Below are 25,557 nucleotides of genomic sequence, written 5' to 3'. Positions count from 1 at the left end.
TCTTCCTTAAAATTCATCAGGTCTTTGATAACGAATAAAACAGTTTTCACTACCCGCTTCATGTTCGACAATGGCGTCGATACCAAACCAGGCATGGAGATTTTCGCGGGTAAAAACGGTGCAAGGTTTACCCTGCATCGCCATATGTCCGGAGGTCATTACGATGATGCGATCGCAGAACATCGCGGCATGATTAAGGTCGTGCAGAGCAGCAATCACCGTGAGTTTTTCACGTTTAACCAGACTCAGCAGGCCAATCTGATGTTGAATGTCGAGATGGTTGGTGGGTTCATCCATCAGCAACAATTGCGGCTGCTGCGCCAGCGCCCGTGCGATATGCAGGCGCTGTTTTTCTCCCCCGGAAAAGGTATGCCAGCAGCGGTGCTGGAATTCACTGAGATCGACCTTCTCCAGCATCGTTTGTACGATATCGTCATCTTTGGCAGACCAGGGGGTGAGCAGGCTAAGCCAGGGGGTCCGTCCCAGAGAAACGGCTTGTAAAGCGGTAAGCCGCTCGCTGGTTTCAGCCTGTTGTTCGACCAGCGCCACCTGTTGCGCAAGATGACGCCGCGAATAGTGCTGGAGCGCTTTTTGCCGCAGAGTGATGTGCCCGGAAGTCGGCTTCAGCAAACCGGCCAGCAGTGAAATCAGTGACGTTTTGCCCGAGCCGTTGGGACCGATGATACCGACAAACTCGCCGGGAGTTACGCGAAGAGAAATATCATCAACAATCGTCTTACCCTTTACCTTCCAACGCAGATTGCAGGCTTCAATAACGGCTTGCGCAGAGGTAACAAGTGGCTGTACGAGGTTTACCGTCATTTGTTCTGGTTTCCTCTTATCAGAATGATTGAAAACGCAGGCGCGCCGACCAAAGCCGTGATCACCCCAATTGGCAGTACCTGACCGGGTAGTAACGTGCGGGAAATAACATCGGCGACAATGAGGAAAATGGCGCCGGTAAGCGCACTAACCGGCAGCAGTCGATGATGCTGGTTGCCGACCAGCAAACGAGCGGCATGAGGGATAACCAGACCGACAAAGCCGATCGCACCAACAATGGAGACCATAATCGCTGTCATACCGGTGACAGCAGCAATCAGTACTGCGCGGGTACGTTTGACCGGAATACCCAACGATGCCGCGGATTCAGCGCCAAAGGAGAACGCATCAAGGTGGCGGACATAACAGAAGCACAGCGCAATACCGACCAGAGCGGTAGGAATAGCTAAGACAACATCGGGCCAGCGTACACCGCTCAAATTGCCTAACAACCAGAACATAATACCGCGCGCTTGCTCGGCGTTTGCTGAGCGGGTGATGATAAGCGACGTAATCGCATTGAACAGTTGCGAACTGGCGATCCCGGCAAGAATGATTTGGGTTGTAATCCCGCCACCTTGTTTACCGCCAGCGGCCATCGCCAATAGTGCAACGAACAGAAATGCCGTCAGCGCACCAATGAACGCCCCTAAAGACATACTGATGATGCCAGCCCCCAGTCCCGTGAGCGCAATCAGCACCGCACCGGTAGATGCTCCGGCAGAAATCCCCAGTAGATAAGGTTCGGCGAGCGCATTGCGTAGCAACGACTGTAACACTACGCCGGAAACAGCCAGGCAGGCGCCGCAGCTGGCTGAGACCAGTGCTCGGGTCAAGCGGTAGTTCCAGACGATCCCGGCATCCAGTGCATCGACAGGATAGTGGGTATCGAAAAGATGATTTGCCAATGTGCTGAGTACGTGCTGCCAGGGGATAAACGTTTCGCCGATGGAAATCCCCGCCAGCAGTACGCAACACATCAGCGCACTGACCCAAACGGCATGACCACCGACTCTCACCGCAAGCTGACCAACAGCGCGACGCATCCTGCGAGAATCACTCATGATTATCTGCGTTCCTGAGTAACGGAGATGCGCTATACCGTGCCGTGATATAGCGCAAAATGTAGATTAATGAGCAGCCTGCGGATGCGCTAAGCCATATTCAACCAGAGCGTCAGCCAGTTTTTCCACTCCATCAATAGTTCTGATCCCGGCATTCATTGTCTGTACGTCAATGGCCGGCAGATGGTTTTCTTTGACGGCAGGAATCAGTTTGGTGACAGGATCGGACTGGAGGTATTCCATCTTGATCTTCCAGTCATCTGCCGGGAAGCGTCGGCGGCTCATCTCACCGAGCACAATGACAGAAGGGTTAGCTTTAGCGATGGTTTCCCAGCCCACCGTTGGCCACTCTTCAGCAGAATCAATGACATTTTTCACACCCAACGTTTGGGCTATCCATGCTGCTGGGCCAAACTTCCCGGCAACGTAAGGATCGAGCTGTAAATCGGCGCTTGAGAACCAGAACACGGCGGAAACATTCTTATCCATGCCGGTAATTTTATTTTTTGCTGCTGATTCACGTGCTTTAAGGCTGGCAATCAGCGCTTCGCCTTTATCCTGAACATCAAAAATTTTTGCCAGATCGGCGACTTCCTGATACACCATGGCAATATCAAACATGCCCTTACGAACACCATCACCCCCATCTTCGTTATCCTTAGCACAGTCAGCTGGTGCAGTGTAAACGGGCACCTTCAGTTCACTAAACTGTTCGTATGAGGCAACTGTGCCAGCAGGGCCGATTTGCCACTCAAATTGGCTGGCAACCAGATCTGGTTTTTTAGCCACAATTCCTTCAAAGCTGGGAATATTTTGCGCAATAACGGCAACTTTTTCATTTGCTGCTTTGTAAGCATCCAGTACTGGGCCAAACCACAACGAAGTACCCACGACACGATCGGCCAGTCCCAATGAATAGAGAATCTCGGTACTGTTCTGACCCACCGTTGCCACACGCGTTGGTGCCTGATTAAAGGTAATATCGCGGCCACAGTTTTTAATCGTCAGAGGATATTCGGTTTTTGCCGCGTTAGAAAAACCGGAAGTCAACAGTACAGTGGTTCCAACAATAGCCAGAAGCGTTTTTTTAGAAGAGAAAAATGTAGAATTAGCGTGCATTATCATCGTCCCGTTGATGCCAGAATCTTAAAGTCTGGTCATGGCTCATTTCATTCCATATATCGGGAGGAGACATGAAGATAGATGACATTGAATCGTGAATTTTAAGAATGAAGATATGCAACAAATGCAAATAAGCCTTACTTAGCCAAAATCTTATTCATAAATACACTACTGCTTGCGTCAAATAATTCATCCCATGGACCATCCCGTCCACTTAATGGTATACATCGTTGACAGCAGGTCTCCTGACTCACGGTAATCAGAATATCGGCCTTCCCATAAAGACGAGCTTTACAGTGACCTGTGGCTTATTAACCACACAAGGATATTCTGCATCCGCCTACAGTTGCGGGGGCAGTTATGGAATTGAATTGAATAATTCTCACCATATTCCTATTCATATACAAAAATGTAATGAAATGCTGTCAAAAGCGACTCTAACGGCAATTGTTAACGAGGTCAACCGTATGAATAAATAGGGAAAACCTCACACCTCTGGTAAAATTGTTATGTTTTACAGTTGGTTATGCTTAAATCCTTTATCTCGGATGTATACATGAAAATAACAATAAAAAGCTAAATGAGAATTGATTGATATTGATCAAGCTATAAACGCGGTTTTATTTTTTCAATTTAATCATATTGATCGTTATCAATAACGCAGTTAATTAGCGTTGGGTTAATTTAATAATGTGATCTCTGCATATGTACCAATTGCCATTCATCCTGCATATCCATAACGACGCTAAAATCTTTACGCAACCAAAAATGATACCCTCCAGGCAAGAAATGATGAGTATGAAGATATAAGGTTTTATATTTTTGCTGCTGGCAGAACATTTGAGCTAAAGCAAACAACCGGCTTCCGATTCCCTGTCTGCGGTAGCGCGCATCCACGTAGCAACGACAAATTTCTGCCGTTTCAGGCAAATTATAGTGCCCACGTAGCTCAGTGATACGATCATCATATTGACATACCGCAAGTGTAGCGATGAGCTCTTGTTTTTCACTCCATGCGCAAAGTAATAGATTTCTTTCTTGCAAAATATACTGCTGCCTGAGATCGAAGATATCTTCTTCAGCAGCAGGCATGACTCTCCCGGCATTGAAGAACAAATTAAGATGCTTAATAAGGAACGACTGAACAGCAGGTATATCGGCGTGAGTCATCTCACTAAACCTTAATCGGGTCATGGCAGGCATCCAAGCTTAGAGTGGAATACGATAATAACAATAAGACCACTTTCAAAACAATATTGACGCTGCTATGGCTACTCGCGCCAACGCGGTAGTCACCAGCGATTTGGGGGCTAATCTGTTCTTTTATTGTTCTGGGTCTTGCTTTTCCTAACTGTTGCCGGGGCATAGTTTTCCTCTGCATCCTAAGCCTGCAACTCTAACTCTCAGAAATGAGAGGCCGATCCTTTGAGCAGGACTTTTGTCCTCAATCCTCTGCAAACGTCTGGTTACAATCCCTGCATATCTCCAATACCCATAATTCAGGAATTGTTATGACTGCACATATTAATGCTAAAGCGGGTGATTTTGCGCCAACTGTGATTATGCCGGGCGATCCGCTGCGCGCAAAATTTATTGCCGAAAATTATCTTATGGATTACCGCGAAGTTACCAACGTGCGTAATATGCTGGGCTATACCGGTCTTTATTTTGGTCAACCTGTTTCGGTGATGGGACACGGTATGGGTATTCCGTCTATGACGCTATACGCCCATGAGCTGGTACATGATTTTAATGTGAAGAGAATTATTCGCGTCGGTAGCCTGGGGGCAACACAACCGCATGTCAAAATGCGCGACATTATTCTGGCTCTCGCTGCCGGAACGGACTCTGTCACAAATTTAAAACGTAGCGCGGGCTACACGATGGCGACATCCGCTCACTTCCCATTACTACAACAGGCGTGGATGCTGGCGCAGAAGGCCGGAATCGACATTAAGGTCGGTAATGTTTTCAGTGGCGATCTTTATTACGATCCTGACGAAAACCTCATTCCTGCACTGGAAAAGTTTGGTGTACTGGGTGTGGATATGGAGGTGGCCGGCTTATACGCCTTAGCACACCAATTTAATATTGAAGCACTGGCTATTTTAACGGTGTCCGATCATTGCCTGACTGGCGAAGAAACCACGGCAGAGGAACGACAATTAACTTTTAAAAATATGATTGAGCTGGCGCTAAATACAGCCGTTACGGCTTAGCATTGGCTTTTAATTGAACCAATCAGGGATGTCATTATATGAAGAATAAAATAGCACTTACACTGATTAGTTTTCTGGCAAATTTTATTATGGCGGGGTTTGCCAGTCAGTTTGGAATGCTGATTGAACCGATTGCGGTACGTTACAGTGCTGATGTGAATACCGTTGCCTCGATATTTTCGCTGCTTAACGGTGGGGCATTAGCCGGGACCATCGCCGCCTTTTTCCTGATAGAAAAAATTGGCGTCAAGCGAATGACGTTTATTATCTATTCGATAGTGTTCCTTTGTTCGCTGGCAATGCACTTAAGCCCCGGCTTATGGCCGGTGATGGTTGCCATGACTTTGGTGGGCTTTTGCGGTGGGATTGGCCTGTGTGTGGCAGGAACGATTGTCGTTTCGGTATGGCAGGATCGCATTCAAAGTACAATGTTGGTGGTACAAGACGCCACCTTTAACGTCGCAGGCGTGGTTTTCCCGCTGATCACCACCTACGCCCTGACGCACAATATGTCATGGAGTTACAGCTATCTAAGTGTTGGCATGGTAGCCTTACTTACGTTAGGTGTGGTGGCGCTCACTCGTTTTACTGCCTGTGAAACCGCGTCTGCGGAAGATCGGACAGACGCGGTGAAGTCTGAGTGGAACCCAGGGATTATTAGCGGAGGTATTGGTCTGTTCTTAGGTATGCTGGCGCTGTATACCTTCCTGACCTGGGCACCATTATTTGTGAAGAACAAATTTGGCATTCCATTTGAAGAAGCCGGTAATATTATTACGCAATACTGGGGAGCGGCGTTGGTTGGGGCGCTAGTATCAACTGTCATTGTTTCTCGAGTGAGGATACATTATTTCCTGTTGAGTATTATTTTTCTCGCTTGCGTTATTACGACCATTATTGTAACGAAAGACAACATCTCGGGGCTTGATTATCTGGCTTATAGTTACGGATTCGTCTGTGCGGCGCTGTATAACTCCTTTATTGCCTACGGAGTTTCATTTGTGAAGCACGCAAGTAGTCAGAATGTTTCATATATTTTAATTAGCGGTAGCGCCGGGGCTATGTTTAGTCCAGCGATCAGTGCGCTAATGGAAAAAACAATGGGCTTGCAGAAAATTATGTACGCAATACCAGTATTATATTTAATAATCTTTATCATGTTGATGGGTACATTAAAACTTAAACGTAACAAAGCACAGTAATAACACTTACCTCTCTAATTAGATAGTCAGTCGCCACACCATTTATTTGGTGGGGCGACACTCAACCTTGCTCAAAGGAATTGAAAATGATGAAGAATAAATCAATGATTAAAAAAACAGTTCTGGGCGCAATCGTTGCAATGAGCTGTACGCAAGCGCTTGCTGCTGATTATACCGATGGCAACGTCCGTAAAAATGATTTTAACTGGATGCAGATGAACTTAATGCAAAGTGTGGATGCGAAAGTGCCTTATGGTATTCGTAATGACACTTATCTGGAACTGGAGTTTGGGGCGCGTTCCGGAATTATCGATCTGTATGGTTATATCGATTTCTTTGATATTTTTGACCGCAAGCAGGATGACCGCCATGGTGGCGATAACTTTTTCGCCAAGATATCCCCACGGTTTTCCCTGGATGCTATTTTTAATAAAGATTTATCCGTTGGGCCATTTAACGAATTCTATATCGCAACGGTAAATAACATTGGCGACCGGGAATTATTTGAACATTATGTCGGTCTGGGCACAGATGTTAAGGTTCCGTGGTTTGGTCTGGTGGGAATGAACATCTATGCGCATTATGTGCGTGAAAACTACGGTGCGGATAACGAAGGCAAGTGGGATGGCTACATGTTCTCGACCAACTGGTCGACGCCGTTCTATACCTTTGCCAACGGCAGCTACCTGAACTATCAGGGTTACTTTGACTATCAGTTCGCCGCTAACAAGATTGCTAATCAACCGTTATACAGCAATAACGCGATTGAATGGTATAACGGTATCTACTGGCATTCAGAGCATTATGCGGTGGGTTATGGCCTGAAGTATTTCCGCAATATGGCATTGATGGAAAATCATGGCGGAGCAGGGCGCACCACCGGACTCGGTCACTACTTCAACCTTACCTATAAATTCTGATTGCGCTGAACTGACACACCAACCTTCTCTACGGGGATGGTGTGTCAGTCAATGATGTCATTGCCGAGGAATTTACGCAGCCCATCCAGATCCTTAATTTCCAGTCCTTGCTTCGTGCGTGTTACCAGTCCGGCATCCGTCAGGGCTTTAACCGCCCGCCGATAGACCCGATCGGTGGTGCCGAACCGTTCTGCTTCCTGGTATTTTTTATGGAAACCATCCATCGGCTGTTTGTTCTGATGCTGGCGATACAGATCATACGCCACGTTATGAACGATAGGGTAGAGCATCCGGTGCAGGAAGATTTCCAGCATATCCTGATAATCAATCGCCATCGCACTGGCAAAAAATATCGCCAGTCTCGGGTGCTGGTTTAGCGCTTCTTCCAGACGCTCACAGCTGCACACCGCCACGGTCAACGGCTCTTCGGCCACGATATCAAGCTGGCAGCGATACCCGGTAAAAAACTCCATTTCACCAAATAGTTGCTCATCACATTCCATTGCGCCCAACTGAAAACGGCGACCATTTTCCGCGCTGTAACGCAGGGAAATTCTGCCTGATTGCACCATGATAAGTCGATCGACTACCTGTCCCTGGCGATAGAGATACTCATCTTCGTGGATCATCTGCGTTTCAGAGAGCAGTTCCTGGAATATCTTCTCAATTAAGGCATCATCTTGCTGCCAGATATTGTGAAAACGACCTTTTGTGAGGGGCTTAAGCTGCATGGCTCAACGTCTTATTGTTTGAGATAATTCTTATCGCTGACTGTATGCCATCTACTGCTTAATGTCATTAAGAGCAGGTTTCGGGACAATAAAAGGGCCAGCACCATGCTGGCCCTGACGCACTAAGGATGGCTGATAAAACGGGACAGCCGCTGGCGCAGCAGGCGGTTTTCCTGACGCAGCTGCGCGTTCTCTTCCAGCAACGTCAATGCAACGGCAATCCCTGGCCAGTCAAGTTCCAGCTCCTGACGCAGGCGCACCGCGCGACGCATTACGGTCAGCGCATGATCGTCAAACGTCTCGTCTTCGTAGGGTTCTATCACCCCTAAGCCGACAACCTCATGCAGTTCTTCTTCTGACACACCGGTGTACAGACAAAATTCGGTAATGGTAAAAGTGACGGTAACGTTAGCCATTATGCTTTCCCCCACTCTTTGCGCGGATCAAAGGTCTTTTGTGCATCTGCCAGTTGTTGCCACAGGGCAGCACTGGTGTCGTCAGGTTTCGGTGGCATGACGATCTTGATCACCGCATACAAATCGCCGGTATGTTTTTTACTTACCAGCCCCTTGCCTTTAATGCGTAGCCGCTGACCGGCCTGGCTGCCTGCAGGAATGGTCAGCAGGATGCTCTCTTTCAGCGTCGGAACGGTTACTTTCGCACCCAGCGCAGCTTCCCACGGCGCCAGAGGAACGACAACTTCCAGATCCTGATTAACGATATCGAACAGCGGATGCGGCGCAATATGAATCACCAGCCACAAATCACCGTTCGGCCCACCGTTTTCGCCGGGCGTGCCCTGACCTTTCAGACGGATACGCTGACCGTTACCGACGCCAGCCGGAATTTTCACGTTCAGTGTTTTAGGAATTTCTCGTTCTACCATGCCAAACGCATTGTAGACTGGCAGGTTGTAACTGATAGTGCGGCTATGCTCAGTAAGCGTTTCTTCGAGGAAGACGGCAACTTCTATTTCGATGTCGTGCCCGCGGCTGGCAGGGCGCTGGCGCGACTGGTGCGCACGCTGACCAAAAATGGAGGAGAAGATATCGTCGAAATCTTCGGCGCTGTAGCTTTGCCCCTCTCCTTGCTGGAATTGACGGCTGAACTGAGGGTCGTTGCGATGCTGCCACAGTTGGTCGTACTCGGCTCGTCGCTGTTCATCACTCAGGACTTCCCAGGCTTCAGCAACCTCTTTAAAACGGGCCTCAGCGTCAGTCTCTTTGCTGACATCAGGATGGTATTTACGGGCGAGTCGACGATAGGCGGTCTTGATTGTCTTGAGATCGTCTGTCGGTTTCACGCCCATAATGGCGTAATAATCCTTTAATTCCATAGCGTTCTCTCGTGTAAATCAACACTTGAAGAAGGTGTACCCCGACAACAGGTAACACCGCTAAGTTTAGGGTAATCCTGATAACGGCGAATGCCAACCGGGAAGAAAGGATATTGGTCTAAATGATGTGATTGCGCACCACCAACAGCGCTTTTGACTGTTGTGTGGTGCGAAAAGTGAGATTAGCGAAACGTCAGGATTTGGTGATCAGATAGCGAACCGTATCCGCGTAGCTCTTCACAAAAGAGTTTAGGTCGTCAGATTTCAGTCCTTTTGGATTGATCATATATTTACCGTTGATGAAAATGGCGGGCACACCGGTTAAATCTACCGCTTTAGCCATTTCTTGTTGTTTCGCGGTCAGGGATTTCACGGCAAAACTGTTCCAGGCGGCATCATAATCACTGGCGCTGACGCCCGCGCTGATAAATACGTTACGAATATCATCCGCTGTTTTAACGGTTTGTTTTTTCTGAACGGCATCAAAAAGCAACGGTTTAACTTTATCTTGTACGTTTAACAGCATGGCGACGGACCAGGCGTGCGTCATGTCTTGCCCCAGCGGACCTAAAAAGTCGACGTGGTATTCGGTGAGTTTGACATCAGCAGGCAGTACTTTTTTCACGTTATCCGTGATTTCAAAAACTTCATCGTACTGATAACAGGAAGGACAGTAAAATGAGAAAAACTTCAGCGCAGCTGGGGCGGAAGCGACGGGTTTTTCCAGGGTGATATACTCTTTACCGTCGGTAAATGATGCTGCCTGAGCGCTAACTGTAAAAAGTAACCCAATCAGGGGTAATAAATATTTTTTCATTTCCATATACTCTAAATAACATTTGATAAACAAATTATCTGCTAATGAATACGTTATTCATTGCGTATGGATATAATAAGGAAATCCCCTGAAAATGCGCTGACCCTTACTTTCATTTACGCATCAGTACGTAGCGTGCATTATTTGTGTGCTGACATTGAAATATTCTCTGGCATTCTTCGTTAATAGTGAATGATAACTTCCGTGATATTTTCGGGGGTGTTTTTAGCAATGTTATAGTGTAATAAACAAAGACGGAAATATGATTGATTATCATTTCGCTTTTAAAGCGTGAATGGCAAGGTATTGCGCTAAGTATTTGCAAATACCCCTGTAGATTGTCTTTTTCTTGTCGCGCGTGAATGAATAGGGTAAGTGTCAGAGATGAGCAATCCAAATGGATATCACTATGATCGACCACCTGGATCACCTGGTACTAACCACCAATCATGAAGAGGCTTGCGTTCGTTTTTATGTCGAGCTTTTAGGCATGAGGTTGGAAACTTTCGCACAAGGTCGGAAAGCCTTCGTCTTTGGCAATCAGAAAATCAATCTCCATATTCGGGGAAAAGAGTTTGAACCTAAAGCCTACGCGCCAACGCCGGGGGCGCTGGATTTGTGTTTTATCACCACGCGTACACTGGAAGAGGTGACAGAGACGTTTCAAACCCACGGAGTCGAGATTATTGAAGGGCCCGTTGCACGAACCGGTGCGACAGGACCGATTCGCTCGGTTTATGTCAGGGATCCCGATCTCAATCTGATTGAAATCGCGGTATATCCAGCAGATGCCAGGACATAACTTTACAGCGCAAAGGTTGCCAAAAACCGGCGAGTGGTTAAGATAACTCGCATCAATGAGTGAGGGTATAATGGCGAAACGTCAACGGATGGGATGGTGGTTCCTCTGTCTGGCATGTGTTGTGGTGATGGTTTGCACCGCACAACGCATGGCGGGTCTGCACGCGTTGCAGATGGATACCGCCGTTACAAGCGTTGTCGCCAGCGCACAAGTGCAGGCCGATGAGGCCTCACCCGTTACCCCTTGTGAACTGAGCGCGAAGTCATTACTGGCTGCGCCACCCGTACTGTTTGAAGGTGCTATTCTGGTGCTGTGCCTGCTGCTGTCGTTGCTGGCGCCAGTGCGGGCGTTTCGTCTACCTTTTTTCCCACCGCGAGCCATCTCGCCGCCCACTCTCCGGGTGCATCTCCGATTTTGCGTCTTCCGTGAATGACAGAACAGCCGTTGCTGACTGTTAGATAATTATTCACGGAGAAAAACTATGATGACTGTTTTCAGGCAGACACTGCTCTGTCTGTTATTGCTATGGCTGCCCGTATCCTGGGCGGCTGAACCCGGCTGGCTGCGTTCACCCGATAACGATCACGCCAGCGTGCGGTTACGCGCTGATACGTCCGCTGGCGGTGAAACCCGTCTGTTGTTGGATGTCAAACTGGAGGACGGCTGGAAAACCTACTGGCGTTCTCCGGGCGAGGGGGGCGTTGCGCCTGCTATCGCCTGGAAAGAGGAAATGCCTGCGGTCGACTGGTTCTGGCCAACCCCAGCTCGTTTTGAGGTCGCTAATATCACTACCCAAGGGTATCACGATAAGGTGACGTTCCCGATGGTGGTGCGCGGTAGAGCGTCCGCCACGCTCAGCGGCGTTTTGACGCTATCCACCTGTAGCAACGTTTGCCTGTTGACGGATTTTCCTTTTTCCGTAACGCCCACAGCCCAGGACCCGACTTTTGCACATGACTATGCTCAGGCGATGGGACAGATCCCACTTGCCAGCGGCCTGACCGATGCTCTGAGCGCCAGCGCGCGGGCGGGAGAGTTAGTCGTCGAGGCTCACCGTGCGGGAGGCTGGACTGCACCAGGGCTGTATCTGGATGCTGTTGATGATGCGGATTTTGGCATGCCGCAAATCCATGTTGAGGGGGAGACATTACGCGCCACGGTACCTGTACATGACGGTTGGGGAGAAGGCGCGCCGGATCTGCGTGGTAAGTCAGTCACCCTGGTGCTGGCAGATAACGGTGTTGCCCAGGAAAGTCGTCTTGCGATTGGCGAAGCCCCGGTTGTTGAGAACGCCTCACTCCCACTGTGGCAAGTGGTGCTAATGGCGCTGCTGGGCGGTTTGATCCTCAATCTGATGCCCTGTGTGTTACCGGTTCTGGGCATGAAGCTGGGCTCGATTTTGCTGGTCGAGGAAAAAAGTCGTCGCCAGGTCCGTCGTCAGTTCCTCGCATCGGTAGCCGGAATACTTGTCTCATTTATGGCTCTGGCTCTATTGATGACGGTGTTGCGTTTAACCAATCAGGCGCTTGGCTGGGGGATCCAGTTTCAGAATCCATGGTTCATTGGCGTGATGGTATTGGTGATGCTGACGTTCAGCGCCAGCCTGTTCGGGTGGTTTGAATTCCGACTCCCTTCTGCGATGACTACCACGCTGGCGACTCACGGCGGCAACGGTCTGTCGGGACATTTCTGGCAAGGTGCATTTGCGACGCTGCTTGCTACGCCGTGTAGTGCCCCGTTCCTTGGAACGGCGGTGGCGGTGGCATTGACCGCTTCGCTGCCGACATTGTGGGGATTGTTTATCGCACTTGGTCTGGGAATGAGCTCACCGTGGCTGCTGGTGGCTCTGCGTCCCGGTCTGGCGCTGCGTTTGCCGCGGCCAGGACGCTGGATGAATATTTTGCGGCGTCTGCTCGGCGTGATGATGCTGGGTTCCGCTATCTGGCTTGCGACGTTGCTGCTCCCGCATTTCGGGTTCGTAGGGCAAAGCACCGGCAAAGAGAGCGTGAACTGGCAACCGCTAAGCGAGCAAGCTATTGAGGATGCGCTGGCGCAACATAAGCGCGTGTTCATTGACGTCACGGCAGACTGGTGCATCACCTGTAAGGTAAACAAGTTCAACGTCTTGCATAAAGATGACGTACAGGCCGCATTGCAACAGCCGGATGTGGTGGCGCTGCGCGGCGACTGGACACTCCCTTCTGAAGCCATTACCGAATTTCTAAAAAAACGCGGCCAGGTTGCTGTGCCGTATAACCAAATTTATGGCCCCGGTCTGTCGGAAGGCCAGGCATTACCCACGTTGTTAACCCGTGATGCGGTACTGCAAACGTTGAATGATGCCAAAGGAGTTACCCCATGAAGATGATGATTGTTCTACTGTTAACCCTGTTTTCTGCCGTCAGTATCGCGAAAGAGCCTGCGCCGTTTACCCCGGAACAGGAAAAGCAAATTGAAGCATTAATTCAGGAAGCCCTGTTTAACGATCCCAACAGCCCGCGGATTGGCGCGAAGCAGGCGAAACTGACCCTGATAAACTTCACCGATTACAACTGCCCATACTGCAAGCAGTTGGATCCAATGCTGGAAAAAATTGTGCAGAAATATCCTGACGTGGCGGTAGTGATCAAACCGTTGCCGTTTAAAGGTGAAAGCTCGGAACTGGCGGCGCGGACCGTGTTGACCACCTGGCATCAGCATCCGCAGCAGTTTCTGGCGCTACATGAAAAACTGATGCAGAAGAAGGGCTACCATACCGATGTCAGTATCAAACAGGCGCAGGAAAAAGCGGGGGCCAGTCCGGTGACGCTGGACGCCCAAAGTGCTGAAACGCTGAGCACTAACCTGCAACTGGCGCGACTGGTGGGTGTACAGGGAACCCCCGCAACGATCATTGGCGATGAACTTATTCCCGGTGCGGTGCCGTGGGAAACCCTTGAGGAAGTGGTAAAAGAAAAACTGGCGGCGGCCAATGCTCAGTAAACTGCGCCGCTGGTTGCGCGAAGGGCTGATCTTACTGGCACTGTTGGCGGGGGCGATGCTGCTGATGGATGCCTGGCGCGCGCCGCAGCTCCCTGCCTCTTTTGACAGCACGCCTTTACAAACGCTGGATGGTGAAACCGTCACGCTGGCGGCGCTCAGCAAAGACCAGCCAGTGTTGCTTTATTTCTGGGCGAGCTGGTGCGGCGTATGCCGCTTCACGACGCCGGAAGTCGACAGGCTGCGTTCGGAAGGGGAAAATGTGATGACCATTGCGTTACGCTCCGGAAATGAAGCTGAGGTATCTCGCTGGCTGTTGCGTAAAGGCGTGGAATTTCCGGTCATCAATGATGCGAACGGGGTTATTTCCCGCAGTTGGGCAATCAGCGTCACGCCCACGCTGGTGGTGATGTCAGAAGGTCGGGTGGTGTCAACCACCAGCGGCTGGACCAGCTACTGGGGCATGAAGCTTCGGCTGTGGTGGGCGAAAATATTCTGATATTTGTGCCGGGGGAACCCGGCATTTTTTTATGGTGTCCCCTCCTCTGGAAGGCATATTTCGTTGCCTGACGAAGCAAGCACAGTGATTAACGTCCAGAATCAGTCATCTTCTCTTTTCCAGGAAAGTGCAACATGACGAGTTCTTTAGCGTTTGGACCCGCTCTGGTGGTGATGATTGCCGCCACATTTGTCCTCGCCGGGATGGTGAAAGGCGTTACGGGTATGGGGTTACCCACCGTGGCAATGGGGATCCTCGGATCGCTTATTTCACCGGTTGCGGCGGCGGCCATGCTGCTGTTGCCTTCGCTGATCAGTAATCTGTTTCAGTTTGGCGGTGGTGGAAATACACGCCAATTACTCAAACGACTGTGGCCAATGCTGCTGACAGTGGTAGTGGCGACTCTGCTTGCCAGCGCCTGGATTACCGGGGGCGACACCACCCGAACTCAGTTTGCGCTCGGCGTGGCGCTGGTGGCCTACGCTATCTGGACGCTGGCGGGAAAGAAAATCACGGCGGCCCCGCAGCGTGAAAAACCGTACTCCCTCGTTATTGGATTTGTGACTGGCTTATTGACCGGCGGAACCGGGGTGTTTGTGATGCCCGCCGTACCCTGGATCCAGTCCCTGGGCTTTGAGAAAGATGAACTGGTACAGGCGCTCGGGATCTCTTTTACCTTTTCGACCCTGGCATTGGCGCTGGGTCTGTGGTGGCATAACGCGCTGCCCGTACAATCCCTAAGCTTGTCGGCTTTGGCCATTGTTCCTGCACTTATTGGCCAGTGGATAGGAACCCGTGTGCGAAGGGTTATTTCTCCGCTCGTGTTTAAACGCTGTTTTCTGTTTTGTCTGGTCGGGTTGGGTACAGAGATGATGCTGCGTGCTATGTGACCGGTTCGGTGACTTTGCGCGACTTTCATGGCATCGTTAATTCAGAGATTCAGGGGCAATGAGGTCGTTATGGCATCCGTGATGTTACATGAAGAAGAGGGCGATCTGGAGTCGAGAATGGCGCTTACTGCGGCGGCAATGGCCGATAAGTCGCGCTCGCGTATGCTGTGCGCCCTGATGGATGGCCGTGCCTGGACCGCGACCGAGCTCAGCGCTGTGGCGGATGTGTCTGCGTCGACCGCCAGCGCGCATCTGGCGCGTCTGTGCGAACAACGCTTTGTTGTGGCGCTTGCGCAGGGCAGACATCGTTATTTTCGCCTTGCAGGTTCCGATATCGCTGAACTGCTGGAACGCCTGATGGGCGTTGCGTGGGCGACATCAACGCCCCGGAGAATCACAACGCCGCCAGGTTTGCGGCATGCCCGCACCTGCTACGACCATCTCGCCGGAGAGGTCGCGGTGAGGTTGTTTGATACGTTGGTTTCCCGTCAGTGGTTAACGCCGGATGGTGAAACGCTGACTCCTCCTGGCCAGGAAAAGCTGGCCCAGATGGGGATTGTCCTGGCGGCGGGTTCATCCCGGCGGAAGTTAACCTGCGGTTGTCTGGACTGGAGCGAGCGACGTTATCATCCTGGTGGTGTGCTTGGCGCAACGCTGCTGCGCTGGTTCAGTGAACAGCGATGGATAAAAACCGAACAGGGCAGCCGCCACGTCATCTTCACACCTCTTGGCATTCGTAAACTCGAAACCGAGTTTGGTGTTAAAACGACACGCTAGATGGTCTGTTTTGCGAAAGCGTTCCCGGAAATATGTCATATTTCTGTCACACTCTGTTGTGATTGATAACAACAAGAGGTCGTAGGGATGAATAAATCGTTAATCGCCGCAGCCGTGGCAGGGGCTGTATTATTGTCAACCGCCGCGCAGGCGCAGACCGCGCCGGAAGGGTATCAGCTTCAACAAGTATTGATGATGAGTCGGCATAACTTACGTGCACCTTTAGCCAATAATGGCAGCGTTCTTGAACAGTCCACCCCCAAGCAATGGCCAGAGTGGGATGTCCCCGGCGGACAACTCACCACCAAAGGCGGTGTGCTGGAAATCTATATGGGTCACTACATGCGAGAGTGGCTGGCAGAGCAGGGGATGGTGAAATCGGGCGAATGTCCGGCACCGGATACGGTTTATACCTATGCTAACAGCCTGCAGCGCACTGTTGCTACGGCGCAGTTCTTTGTCACCGGCGCTTTCCCTGGTTGCGATGTTCCGGTCCATCATCAGGAAAAAATGGGCACCATGGATCCCACCTTTAATCCGGTGATCACCGATGATTCCGCCACCTTCAGCCAGCAGGCCGTTCAGGCCATGGAGAAAGAGCGTAGTAAAATGCAGCTCAACGATAGCTATCAGTTGCTTGAGCAAATGACCGACTACAAAGACTCTCCATCCTGTAAAGAAAAACAGCAGTGTTCCCTGACCGATGCCAAAGATACGTTCAGCGCGAAATACCAACAGGAGCCAGGCGTATCGGGGCCGCTGAAGGTGGGGAATTCGCTGGTCGATGCCTTCACGCTGCAGTATTACGAAGGCTTCCCGATGGACAAGGTTGCCTGGGGCGAGATTAAATCGGATCAGCAGTGGAAGGTTCTGTCGAAGCTGAAAAATGGCTATCAGGACAGCCTGTTCACCTCCCCGGAAGTGGCGCAGAACGTCGCCAAACCTCTGGTGAAATATATTGATAATGCGCTGGTTACTGAACGCGCGAAAGCACCGAAAATAACTGTGCTGGTGGGACATGACTCAAACATCGCTTCGCTGCTCACCGCGCTGGATTTCAAACCATACCAGCTTCACGATCAGAACGAGCGTACACCGATTGGCGGGAAGATTGTCTTCCAGCGCTGGCATGACAGCAACGCAAATCGTGATCTGATGAAAATCGAGTATGTGTATCAGAGCTCGCTGCAGTTGCGTAATGCAGACGTTCTGACGCTGAAATCCCCAGCGCAGCGCGTAACGCTTGAGCTGAAAGGATGTCCGATAGATGCGGATGGTTTTTGCCCGATAGATAAGTTCGACAGCGTGCTGAATGAGGCGGCTAAATAAAAGAAAACTCCCCCGTGTTCGCGGGGGAGTCTGAGCGCTAGACGTTTTTACGTTCGATAGTCTGTTCACCCCAAAAGAGCGAATCTTTGTCTGTTTTTTCAAAGGCTTTGATGAGTACCTCATCGCTACCTTCTTCCCAAATTTTTTCCGCCAGTTTCTCGTCATAATGTGCGACTTCAAAAATGGCTTCGGCTATTTCCGGCGATGTATTGCGCAGACTTGCCCATTCGCCGACGCGATGGGCTTTCGCTTCTTGAGTTGGCATTCGAATCCTCCTGTTGAAGATTAGCCGTTGAGTTTTACTGCCAGACCTGCGACATATTCACCCTGATAGCGGGCGATAGATAATTCTTCCTGACTTGGCTGGCGGGAGCCGTCGCCTCCGGCAATGGTGGTTGCACCGTAAGGGGTACCGCCGCGAACTTGAGAGACATCAAACAGCTCTTGCGCCGCGTAACCGATAGGCACAATCACCATCCCATGGTGGGCAAGCGTAGTCCAGGTTGAGGTAATGGTTTGTTCCTGACCGCCGCCGGTTCCCGTTGAGCTGAATACACTGGCGAGTTTGCCGTACAGACCACCAGAGGCCCACAGCCCGCCAGTCTGGTCGAGGAAGGTACGCATCTGACCGGACATATTGCCAAAGCGCGTGGGGGTACCAAAAATGATGGCGTCGTAATCAGCCAGTTCTTGCGGGGTTGCGACTGGTGCGTTTTGTGTTTTGCCGCCAGCCTTAAGGAAAATCTCAGGCTGGATGGTCTCTGGTACGCGCTTAATAATCACTTCCGCGCCATCTACCTTATTTGCGCCTTCTGCGACTGCATGGGCCATAGTTTCAATGTGTCCGTACATGGAATAATAAAGCACCAGAACTTTTGCCATTTTACACTACTCCTCGAGTTAACCGTGTCCGTAGCGACTCGCTACCTACCTTTAAAGATATGACGTACTGTCAGGAGTGCAAATTTCACAATCACTTCTTTGATTTATAACAATTTTTATAACAACCTGCTTTGTAGCAAAATGATACATATTTAACTGGGTTGAATTCGGTAGTCATAAGAAAGACTTATTGATTTCTTAGGGTGATTATTTCTTTGGCACTCCTGATCCTGTTGCAGGATATTACAGTTAGCGTCTGCCCAGTCCACGCTTCACTATGCTTAATCCCACGCAGTTATTTTCAGGGCCTCGCCCGTAACGCTGCGTGAGGTATCACTCCTCAGTACCTATGCAATATGATGTCTAATCAATGACGGAGGTCAGTAATGGCAAACCATCGGGGCGGTTCCGGCAACTTTGCGGAAGACCGCGAAAGAGCATCAGAAGCAGGTCGAAAAGGTGGCCAGCACAGCGGGGGCAACTTTAAGAATGACCCGCAACGCGCTTCAGAGGCAGGCAAAAAAGGGGGCAAAAATAGCCACGGCAACAACAAATCGTAATTGTCGGGCTATCTGTCAGATATGTCGTGACGCCTGAGCGTCAGAGACAGACGTTACGTAGCCACCGCCGCCGGATCCTTCCGGCGGTTTTTTTTGTCTGCAAGGTTGAACTGTAACAAAACGCAACGCAGACTAATGACATTCAGTTAATCGGGTGTCTCATGTCATTACTCTCTCGTTATTCCTTTTCTGTTAAACCTCAGGAAGCGATCCTCATTGTGATCACCATGTTCTGGGGTGGCACGTTTCTGGCGGTGCAATATGCCGTTACCCTGAGCGGGCCTTTTTTCTTTGTCGGTGTGCGTTTTGCCACTGCCGCGCTGGCGGTCGCGATTTTGTCGTTATACACACTGCATAAGCTGACATGGCTGGAAGTCAAAGCAGGGGTGGCAATCGGTATCGCCATTGCGCTGGGCTATAGCCTGCAAACCTGGGGGCTACAGTTTATTCCCAGCAGTAAATCGGCGTTTATTACCGCGATGTACGTTCCGTTGGTACCGCTTTTACAATGGCTGTGTCTGGGGCGCATGCCTGGACTGATGCCGTGCGTCGGTATTGTACTGGCCTTTATCGGATTGATTTTTCTTGCCGGACCGGGAGGCAATTTACTGGCTTTAGGCGAAGGCGAGTGGATCACGCTCGCCGGTGCGGTGGCGATTGCGGCAGAAATTATCCTGATTAGCGCGTGGGCGGGAAAAGTGGATGTACGGCGGGTAACGGTAGTGCAACTGGCAACGGCTTCGATAGTGGCGTTTATTGCGATGGGACCAGCCGGAGAGACCGTGCCGCCAATGTCTACCGGATTGCTGGTGGTGGCGCTGGGGCTGGGGATTTTCAGCGCGATTATTCAGGTCACCATGAACTGGGCGCAGCGTAGTGTTTCGCCGACGCGCGCGACGGTTATTTATACCGGTGAGCCGGTGTGGGCGGGGATCTTTGGCCGTCTGGCGGGTGAACGCTTACCGCTACTTGCATTGCTTGGCGCGGCATTCATTATTGTTGGCGTGCTGGTCAGCGAGCTGAAGTTCAAAAAGAAAAAAGCGCAGCCGCAAGAGGCGCCTCCGGAATCGCTTTAATTTAACCATTCACCGCGTGATTTGGTATGCTGATGCCCTCACAAGAAGGAGAGGGCGCATGGTCCAACGCGCAGAGAAAAAAACAGGTAAGCGTTCGCAGGCCGTCAGTGCAAAACGCCAGGCCATATTAACCGCGGCATTAAATATCTTCTCCCAATATGGGATCCACGGCACGCGCCTGGAGCAGGTGGCAGAGCAGGCGGGCGTGTCAAAAACCAATTTACTTTATTACTACCCGTCAAAAGAGGTGCTTTATATCGCCGTTTTACGGCAGATCCTCGACATCTGGCTGGCTCCATTGAAAGCTTTTCGCGAAGACTTTGCGCCGCTGGTGGCCATTAAAGAATACATTCGCCTTAAGCTGGAAGTGTCGCGCGATTACCCTCAGGCATCACGGCTGTTTTGTATGGAGATGCTGGCCGGAGCGCCTTTATTGATGGCTGAATTGGAGGGGGATCTTAAAACGCTAATTGATGAGAAATCCGCGCTGATTGCCGGTTGGATCAAAAGCGGAAAACTGGCTCCGGTCGATCCGCATCATCTGATTTTTATGATTTGGGCTTCAACTCAGCACTACGCCGACTTTGCCCCACAGGTAGAGGCGGTGACGGGCGCAACGCTGCGTGATGAAGCCTTTTTTAACCAAACGGTCGAGAGCGTACAGCGGATGATTATTGAAGGGATCCGCGTGCGTTAACTGGCCGGTGGTAGTGGGCAGCTTAAATCGCCTTCTTCACACTGCAAGAGCGAGGCGAGAAACGCTTCGCGCTCGTTGGTCTTATCTGTCAGGCACTGGCTGGTAATCATCGCCTGAACGCTACCGCCTTCGGTGCCAGAACTGAGTAATGCACAGTCCGCATCGCGCAAAGTTATCCAGGATATTTGCGCTTTTTTCAGTAAATCGCGCTGGGTTGGAGCGGCGCGCTTCAGCGCATTCTGATAAGTTTCATTAAGTTTGGCGTCGGCCGCCTTATACTGCTCTGCCGCACAGGTGTTCATCTCAATCTGCGTGTTCGCGTTGGCGCAGTCATCCGCCAGCGCCTGGCCGCTCAGCAGCAGCGCTGCACATGTCAGTACGATTCGTTTCATGCTTCCCTCTGGCTTCATAAAAAAAGGCCCCGTTACCGGAGCCTTAATTAACCACAACCTTAGCCGATTGTCATCAGGCTGGCGTTCCCGCCGGCTGCGGCGGTATTGACGCTCAGAGAGCGTTCAATGTACAGCCTCTCCAGCAGAATATTGCTCTCGCCACGGGCAAAGCCCTGGACCGACACAATCGCCCCTTCGCGGGCCGCCACTGCTTCACACAGTGCGCGAAGCTGATCGGAATCGCCGTGGAAAATAACGGCATCAAACGGCTGCGTGGCGATGTTGTCCGCTTTGGCAAATTGAATGCGCCCGGAGACCGCGGCTGGCAGGTGTTTTGCCAGGTCGCGATGGAACGTATCATCTGGCCACAGGATTAAGCTACCAACGGAAGTTACAGCGGCAACCTGTACCAGTGCGTCCTGTTCATCATCGGCGATACATAGAACGCGTTCGCGCGGCAACAGCGTCCAGGTATTGCGCTCGCCGGTGGGGCCTGGCAGCAGGCGTTGCGTTCCGGCCTGCGCCAGTTCGCCAAACTGCTGGCAGAGCGCACGCAGTGCTGGACGGTCGGTTGCCCATTCGCTGAGCGCTTCCAGCGGTTGAACGAGTGCGGCTTTAAGCTGCGCATCGACCGGGTAGTCTGCATCCTGGCGGGCAAGGGTAATGCCTAACGCATTTTCCGGACGGTTTGCCAGCAGGCGGTACAGATACAGCGGCCCACCCGCTTTTGGCCCGGTTCCTGACAAGCCTTCACCACCGAATGGCTGCACGCCGACGACGGCGCCGACCATATTGCGGTTAACATACAGGTTCCCCACATGTGCTGAGCCCGTGACCTGGGCGATGGTTTCATCGATACGGGTGTGTACGCCCAGCGTCAGACCGTAGCCGGAGGCATTAATTTGCTCAATCAGGCTGCCCAGATTATTACGGGTGTAACGCACGACGTGCAGTACCGGACCAAACACCTCTTTTTGTAATTCATCGAAGCTTTCCAGCTCAATAAGCGTCGGGGCGATAAAGGTACCGGTTTGCCATTCCCGCGCATCGTCGCTATTTTCGCGCACGGCCTGGAACACCGGACGCCCTTTGGCGCGCATGGCCTGAATATGGCGCTCAATATTGGCTTTGGCTTCTTCATCGATAACCGGTCCAATATCGGTGGTCAGGCGGCCCGGGTTACCCATGCGGCATTCCGCCATCGCGCCGCGCAGCATTTTCAGCGTATGGTCGGCTACATCGTCCTGCAGACACAGGACGCGAAGCGCGGAGCAGCGCTGCCCGGCGCTGTCAAAGGCAGAAGCCAGAACGTCGACCACCACCTGTTCCGTCAGCGCGGAGGAGTCGACGATCATGGCGTTCATCCCACCGGTTTCGGCGATAAGCGGGATTGGACGTCCCTGAGCATCCAGGCGGGTCGCGATATTGCGTTGCAACAGCGTGGCAACTTCCGTTGAGCCAGTAAACATGACGCCGCGTACGCGCTCATCGGAAGTGAGCTGCGCCCCGACCGTTTCGCCCTGACCAGGCAACAGTTGCACCACGCCTGGCGGTACACCTGCTTCGAGTAAAATGGCAATACCCTGGGCGGCAATCAGCGGGGTTTGTTCCGCGGGTTTTGCCAGCACGCTGTTGCCCGCCGCCAGCGCGGCGGCAATCTGCCCTGAGAAAATAGCCAGCGGGAAGTTCCAGGGGCTGATACAGACTACCGGCCCTAACGGACGATGGGTTTCATTATCGAAGTCATCGCGGACCTGACCGGCATAATAGTGCAGGAAATCTACCGCTTCGCGCACTTCAGCAATGGCGTTACTGAAGGTTTTACCTGCTTCGCGCACCAGAATGCCAATCAATTGCTGCATCTGGCCTTCCATTAGAACGGCGGCGCGATGCAAAATAGCGGCGCGCTCTTGTGGCGGTGTGGCGAACCATATCGGCGCGTTATTTACCGCATTCTGCAATGCCTGTTCCACTTCGCTGTGAGTCGCTTCTCGCACGTAACCGACAATGTCTTTCGGTTCGGCCGGGTTGACGACTGGCGTCATTTCACCGTCAGCAACCGGATGTTCGAGTATTGGCTTAGCGTGCCATTTTTGCAGCGCACTGTTGAGCAGGGCGGAGGAAAGTGAGGCCAGACGATGTTCGTTAGCTAAATCCAGCCCGCCTGAGTTTTCGCGGCCTTTACCGTACAGGTCACGCGGCAGGGCAATCTTCGGATGTGGCAGACCAGCCTGGCCTTCCTGCTGCGCCAGTTTTTCAACGGCTTCGACCGGGCAGGCTACCAGTTCATCCAGCGGCAGGGTAGTGTCTGCAATGCGGTTGACGAATGAAGTGTTGGCGCCGTTTTCCAGCAGACGACGCACCAGATACGCAAGCAGCGTTTCATGCGTGCCTACCGGTGCATAAATGCGGCATGGACGGTTCAGTTTGCCATCGGCAACTTTACCGGTGACCTGCTCATATAGCGGTTCGCCCATACCGTGCAGGCACTGGAACTCGTACTGACCCGGATAGTAGTTTTGACCGGCTAACTGATAAATCGCCGCCAACGTATGGGCGTTGTGGGTGGCGAACTGCGGGTAGATCAGATTCGGTACCGCAAGCAGTTTTTTCGCACAGGCCAGATAGGAAACGTCGGTGTACACCTTACGGGTATAGACCGGATAACCTTCCAGACCGTCCATTTGCGCACGTTTGATTTCGCTATCCCAGTAGGCGCCCTTAACCAGGCGGATCATCAGGCGACGGCGGCTGCGCGTCGCGAGGTCAATTAGGTAGTCGATAACATACGGGCAGCGCTTCTGGTAGCCTTGAATAACAAAGCCGATACCGTTCCAGCCCGCCAGTTCAGGTTCAAAACACAGTTTTTCCAGCAGATCGAGGGAGATCTCCAGTCGGTCTGCCTCTTCAGCATCGATATTGATACCGATGTCGTACTGGCGGGCCAGCAGAGTAAGCGACTTCAGACGCGGATAGAGTTCATCCATCACGCGGTCATACTGCGCGCGGCTATAACGCGGATGCAACGCCGACAGCTTGATAGAAATGCCCGGCCCTTCATAGATGCCGCGACCATTTGAGGCTTTACCAATGGCGTGGATTGCCTGTTGGTACGAAACCATATAAGCCTGGGCATCAGCGGCGGTTAGAGCCGCTTCACCCAGCATGTCATAAGAGTAGCGGAAACCTTTTTCTTCCAGTTTACGCGCGTTAGCCAGCGCTTCGGCGATAGTCTCTCCGGTGACGAACTGCTCGCCCATCAAGCGCATTGCCATGTCGACGCCTTTACGCACCAGTGGTTCACCGCTCTTGCCGATAATACGGTTGAGTGAGCGTGAAAGGCTGGCTTCATTATGCGTAGAAACCAGACGACCGGTAAACAACAGCCCCCAGGTCGCCGCGTTGACGAAAAGTGACGGACTGCGTCCAATGTGCGACTGCCAGTTGCCGTTGCTGATTTTGTCGCGGATTAACGCATCGCGGGTTGCCTTATCAGGAATACGCAGCAAGGCTTCCGCCAGACACATCAGTGCGACGCCTTCCTGTGAAGAAAGGGAGAATTCCTGCAATAAACCTTGTACCATCCCGGCGCGGCCGCTAGCGGTCTTCTGGTTACGCAGTTTGTCGGCCAGGCTGTACGCCAGCTTGTGCGCTTGCTCAGCGATGGGTTGCGGCAGACGAGCCTGCTCCATCAGCATCGGCACTGCGTCGGTTTCGGCGCGGCGGTACGCGGCGGTGATTGCTGCGCGGGAAACTGACTGCGGCAGGATCTGTTCGGCAAATTCCAGGAAAGGCTGATGCGCTTCATTCTGCGGCGTGGTTGACTCCTCACCCTCATTCGCGGCACCCGCCAGCAGGGCCGGTAGTTCAGGAAGCGCGTCGTCATTTTCCAGTCTTTCGAGATAATTAAAGATGGCTTGTTTGATCAGCCAATGTGGCGTGCGATCGATTCGTGATGCTGCTGTTTTAATACGCTCGCGAGTGGCGTCATCCAGCTTAACCCCCATCGTGGTGGTTCCCATGCCGTTTACTCCTGTTGTACTGAAATACGGGTCTGATAGTTACCGAGAAATATCCACTATGTTGCAACTTTGTGCAACCGTGTTAAATGTGACTTGGTTTGCAAGCTTGGAAATGAATGAGATGTTAATAAATATGAGTCTTGTGATGTGGGCTGTAAAAATTACAGAATCTTTTTCTCTGCGGTAGTTAACACTTTTAAAAGGTGCAACCGAAAAAAATGTGAGAGAGTGCAACCTACAGAAAAATGCTATCTACTCTGGATCAAATTTGATGTAAATGGTGTGTTAAATCGATTGTGAATAACCATCGCTTCCGGCAGGATACGGTCGCCCTGGTCAACATAGATATCTTTGCCACGTTCCGGCAGGGTAATAAAACGGCAAGCCACGGCATTGCTGATACATAATTTTGGAGAGTT

Annotated in this window: 26 protein-coding genes and 1 riboswitch; of the genes, 14 read left to right on the top strand and 12 right to left on the bottom strand. The window is 51.5% G+C overall.

From position 1 onward, the window contains the following. Positions 1-6: 6 nt before the first annotated feature. The 4 genes from OGX67_RS19330 to OGX67_RS19315 form a co-directional block, all read right to left on the bottom strand. Positions 7-822 carry an ABC transporter ATP-binding protein gene (locus OGX67_RS19330; protein ID WP_032948950.1) on the bottom strand — a complete coding sequence of 272 codons (816 nt, stop codon included), beginning with the start codon at positions 820-822 and terminating at the stop codon, positions 7-9. Continuing rightward, positions 819-1,886: a FecCD family ABC transporter permease gene (locus OGX67_RS19325; protein WP_032948951.1), complete on the bottom strand. Its 1,068-nt coding sequence runs from the start codon at positions 1,884-1,886 to the stop codon at positions 819-821. The genes OGX67_RS19330 and OGX67_RS19325 overlap by 4 nt, the downstream gene beginning before the upstream one ends. A gap of 66 nt (positions 1,887-1,952) precedes the next feature. After that, positions 1,953-3,005, bottom strand: a complete 1,053-nt coding sequence (locus OGX67_RS19320) for an ABC transporter substrate-binding protein (protein ID WP_003035934.1) — start codon at positions 3,003-3,005, stop codon at positions 1,953-1,955. 221 nt (positions 3,006-3,226) lie between these two features. After that, positions 3,227-3,450, bottom strand: a riboswitch (cobalamin riboswitch). Positions 3,451-3,692: 242 nt separating this feature from the next. After that, positions 3,693-4,202 (bottom strand): GNAT family N-acetyltransferase, encoded by a 510-nt coding sequence (locus tag OGX67_RS19315; protein WP_008320248.1) that lies wholly within the window; start codon positions 4,200-4,202, stop codon positions 3,693-3,695. A gap of 317 nt (positions 4,203-4,519) precedes the next feature. Here OGX67_RS19315 and deoD point away from each other — a divergent pair, with 317 nt between their 5' ends. The 3 genes from deoD to OGX67_RS19300 all read left to right on the top strand — a co-directional run bounded on the left by deoD (position 4,520) and on the right by OGX67_RS19300 (position 7,349). Beyond that, a complete protein-coding gene (gene deoD / locus OGX67_RS19310; RefSeq protein WP_003035940.1) occupies positions 4,520-5,227 on the top strand; it encodes a purine-nucleoside phosphorylase in 708 nt (235 codons plus the stop codon). 38 nt (positions 5,228-5,265) lie between these two features. After that, a complete protein-coding gene (tsgA, locus tag OGX67_RS19305; protein WP_257651875.1) occupies positions 5,266-6,429 on the top strand; it encodes an MFS transporter TsgA in 1,164 nt (387 codons plus the stop codon). Positions 6,430-6,515: 86 nt separating this feature from the next. Then, complete coding sequence (locus OGX67_RS19300; protein ID WP_257651876.1) at positions 6,516-7,349, top strand: outer membrane protein OmpK; 834 nt, start codon at positions 6,516-6,518, stop codon at positions 7,347-7,349. Positions 7,350-7,393: 44 nt separating this feature from the next. Here OGX67_RS19300 and OGX67_RS19295 read toward each other — a convergent pair whose 3' ends face one another. From OGX67_RS19295 to dsbA, 4 genes are all read right to left on the bottom strand, one after another. Beyond that, a complete protein-coding gene (locus OGX67_RS19295; RefSeq protein WP_060854602.1) occupies positions 7,394-8,080 on the bottom strand; it encodes a Crp/Fnr family transcriptional regulator in 687 nt (228 codons plus the stop codon). Positions 8,081-8,202: 122 nt separating this feature from the next. Next, positions 8,203-8,496, bottom strand: coding sequence for a chaperone modulator CbpM (gene cbpM / locus OGX67_RS19290; protein ID WP_003035954.1), 294 nt, complete (start codon positions 8,494-8,496; stop codon positions 8,203-8,205). Continuing rightward, complete coding sequence (gene cbpA, locus OGX67_RS19285; RefSeq protein WP_003035957.1) at positions 8,496-9,416, bottom strand: curved DNA-binding protein; 921 nt, start codon at positions 9,414-9,416, stop codon at positions 8,496-8,498. The genes cbpM and cbpA overlap by 1 nt, the downstream gene beginning before the upstream one ends. 193 nt (positions 9,417-9,609) lie before the next feature. Continuing rightward, complete coding sequence (dsbA, locus tag OGX67_RS19280) at positions 9,610-10,233, bottom strand: thiol:disulfide interchange protein DsbA (protein ID WP_003035960.1); 624 nt, start codon at positions 10,231-10,233, stop codon at positions 9,610-9,612. Positions 10,234-10,630: 397 nt separating this feature from the next. Between dsbA and OGX67_RS19275 the strand changes: the two genes are divergently transcribed. From OGX67_RS19275 to agp, 8 genes are all read left to right on the top strand, one after another. Beyond that, the gene (locus OGX67_RS19275; protein WP_003035964.1) at positions 10,631-11,035 is read left to right on the top strand and encodes a VOC family protein; all 405 of its coding nucleotides are present in this window, start codon (positions 10,631-10,633) and stop codon (positions 11,033-11,035) included. Positions 11,036-11,105: 70 nt separating this feature from the next. Next, entirely contained in the window at positions 11,106-11,468 is a 363-nt protein-coding gene (locus OGX67_RS19270; protein WP_003836824.1) for a hypothetical protein, read from the top strand. Between the two features lie 48 nt (positions 11,469-11,516). Then, positions 11,517-13,397: a protein-disulfide reductase DsbD family protein gene (locus tag OGX67_RS19265; protein ID WP_257651877.1), complete on the top strand. Its 1,881-nt coding sequence runs from the start codon at positions 11,517-11,519 to the stop codon at positions 13,395-13,397. Next, positions 13,394-14,017 carry a DsbA family protein gene (locus OGX67_RS19260; RefSeq protein WP_003035975.1) on the top strand — a complete coding sequence of 208 codons (624 nt, stop codon included), beginning with the start codon at positions 13,394-13,396 and terminating at the stop codon, positions 14,015-14,017. Before OGX67_RS19265 ends, OGX67_RS19260 begins: the two co-directional genes overlap by 4 nt. Further along, positions 14,007-14,513, top strand: coding sequence for a protein disulfide oxidoreductase (locus OGX67_RS19255; protein ID WP_257651878.1), 507 nt, complete (start codon positions 14,007-14,009; stop codon positions 14,511-14,513). Before OGX67_RS19260 ends, OGX67_RS19255 begins: the two co-directional genes overlap by 11 nt. A 134-nt stretch (positions 14,514-14,647) precedes the next feature. After that, a complete protein-coding gene (locus OGX67_RS19250) occupies positions 14,648-15,403 on the top strand; it encodes a sulfite exporter TauE/SafE family protein (RefSeq protein ID WP_257651879.1) in 756 nt (251 codons plus the stop codon). 69 nt (positions 15,404-15,472) lie between these two features. Continuing rightward, the gene (locus tag OGX67_RS19245) at positions 15,473-16,180 is read left to right on the top strand and encodes an ArsR/SmtB family transcription factor (RefSeq protein ID WP_257651880.1); all 708 of its coding nucleotides are present in this window, start codon (positions 15,473-15,475) and stop codon (positions 16,178-16,180) included. Positions 16,181-16,267: 87 nt separating this feature from the next. Beyond that, positions 16,268-17,509, top strand: a complete 1,242-nt coding sequence (gene agp, locus OGX67_RS19240; RefSeq protein ID WP_003836813.1) for a bifunctional glucose-1-phosphatase/inositol phosphatase — start codon at positions 16,268-16,270, stop codon at positions 17,507-17,509. Positions 17,510-17,546: 37 nt separating this feature from the next. Here the strand turns inward: agp and OGX67_RS19235 are convergent, their stop codons facing one another. Both OGX67_RS19235 and wrbA read right to left on the bottom strand, forming a co-directional pair. Further along, positions 17,547-17,774 carry a YccJ family protein gene (locus OGX67_RS19235; protein WP_003036015.1) on the bottom strand — a complete coding sequence of 76 codons (228 nt, stop codon included), beginning with the start codon at positions 17,772-17,774 and terminating at the stop codon, positions 17,547-17,549. A 20-nt stretch (positions 17,775-17,794) separates the two neighbouring features. Beyond that, positions 17,795-18,391 (bottom strand): NAD(P)H:quinone oxidoreductase, encoded by a 597-nt coding sequence (wrbA, locus tag OGX67_RS19230; protein WP_257651881.1) that lies wholly within the window; start codon positions 18,389-18,391, stop codon positions 17,795-17,797. A gap of 386 nt (positions 18,392-18,777) precedes the next feature. On the opposite strand from wrbA, the gene OGX67_RS19225 reads away from it, so the two are divergent. The 3 genes from OGX67_RS19225 (at position 18,778) to rutR (ending at position 20,724) form a co-directional block, all read left to right on the top strand. Beyond that, complete coding sequence (locus OGX67_RS19225; RefSeq protein ID WP_003036022.1) at positions 18,778-18,951, top strand: con-10 family general stress protein; 174 nt, start codon at positions 18,778-18,780, stop codon at positions 18,949-18,951. 161 nt (positions 18,952-19,112) lie between these two features. Next, on the top strand, positions 19,113-20,027 hold the full coding sequence (locus tag OGX67_RS19220; RefSeq protein WP_286527008.1) for a DMT family transporter: 915 nt from the start codon (positions 19,113-19,115) through the stop codon (positions 20,025-20,027). Between the two features lie 58 nt (positions 20,028-20,085). Then, entirely contained in the window at positions 20,086-20,724 is a 639-nt protein-coding gene (gene rutR / locus OGX67_RS19215) for an HTH-type transcriptional regulator RutR (protein WP_003036026.1), read from the top strand. Here the strand turns inward: rutR and OGX67_RS19210 are convergent. Further along, complete coding sequence (locus OGX67_RS19210) at positions 20,721-21,116, bottom strand: lysozyme inhibitor LprI family protein (protein WP_003836811.1); 396 nt, start codon at positions 21,114-21,116, stop codon at positions 20,721-20,723. The genes rutR and OGX67_RS19210 overlap by 4 nt on opposite strands. A gap of 59 nt (positions 21,117-21,175) precedes the next feature. Next, positions 21,176-25,138, bottom strand: a complete 3,963-nt coding sequence (gene putA / locus OGX67_RS19205; RefSeq protein ID WP_286527007.1) for a trifunctional transcriptional regulator/proline dehydrogenase/L-glutamate gamma-semialdehyde dehydrogenase — start codon at positions 25,136-25,138, stop codon at positions 21,176-21,178. Positions 25,139-25,557 lie beyond the last annotated feature (419 nt).

Source organism: Citrobacter sp. Cf118 (assembly GCF_030334095.1).
In the GTDB taxonomy this organism is placed as follows: domain Bacteria; phylum Pseudomonadota; class Gammaproteobacteria; order Enterobacterales; family Enterobacteriaceae; genus Citrobacter; species Citrobacter freundii.
Note: the sequence above shows the minus strand (reverse complement) of the source record. Positions and strands in the feature narration are given on the sequence as shown.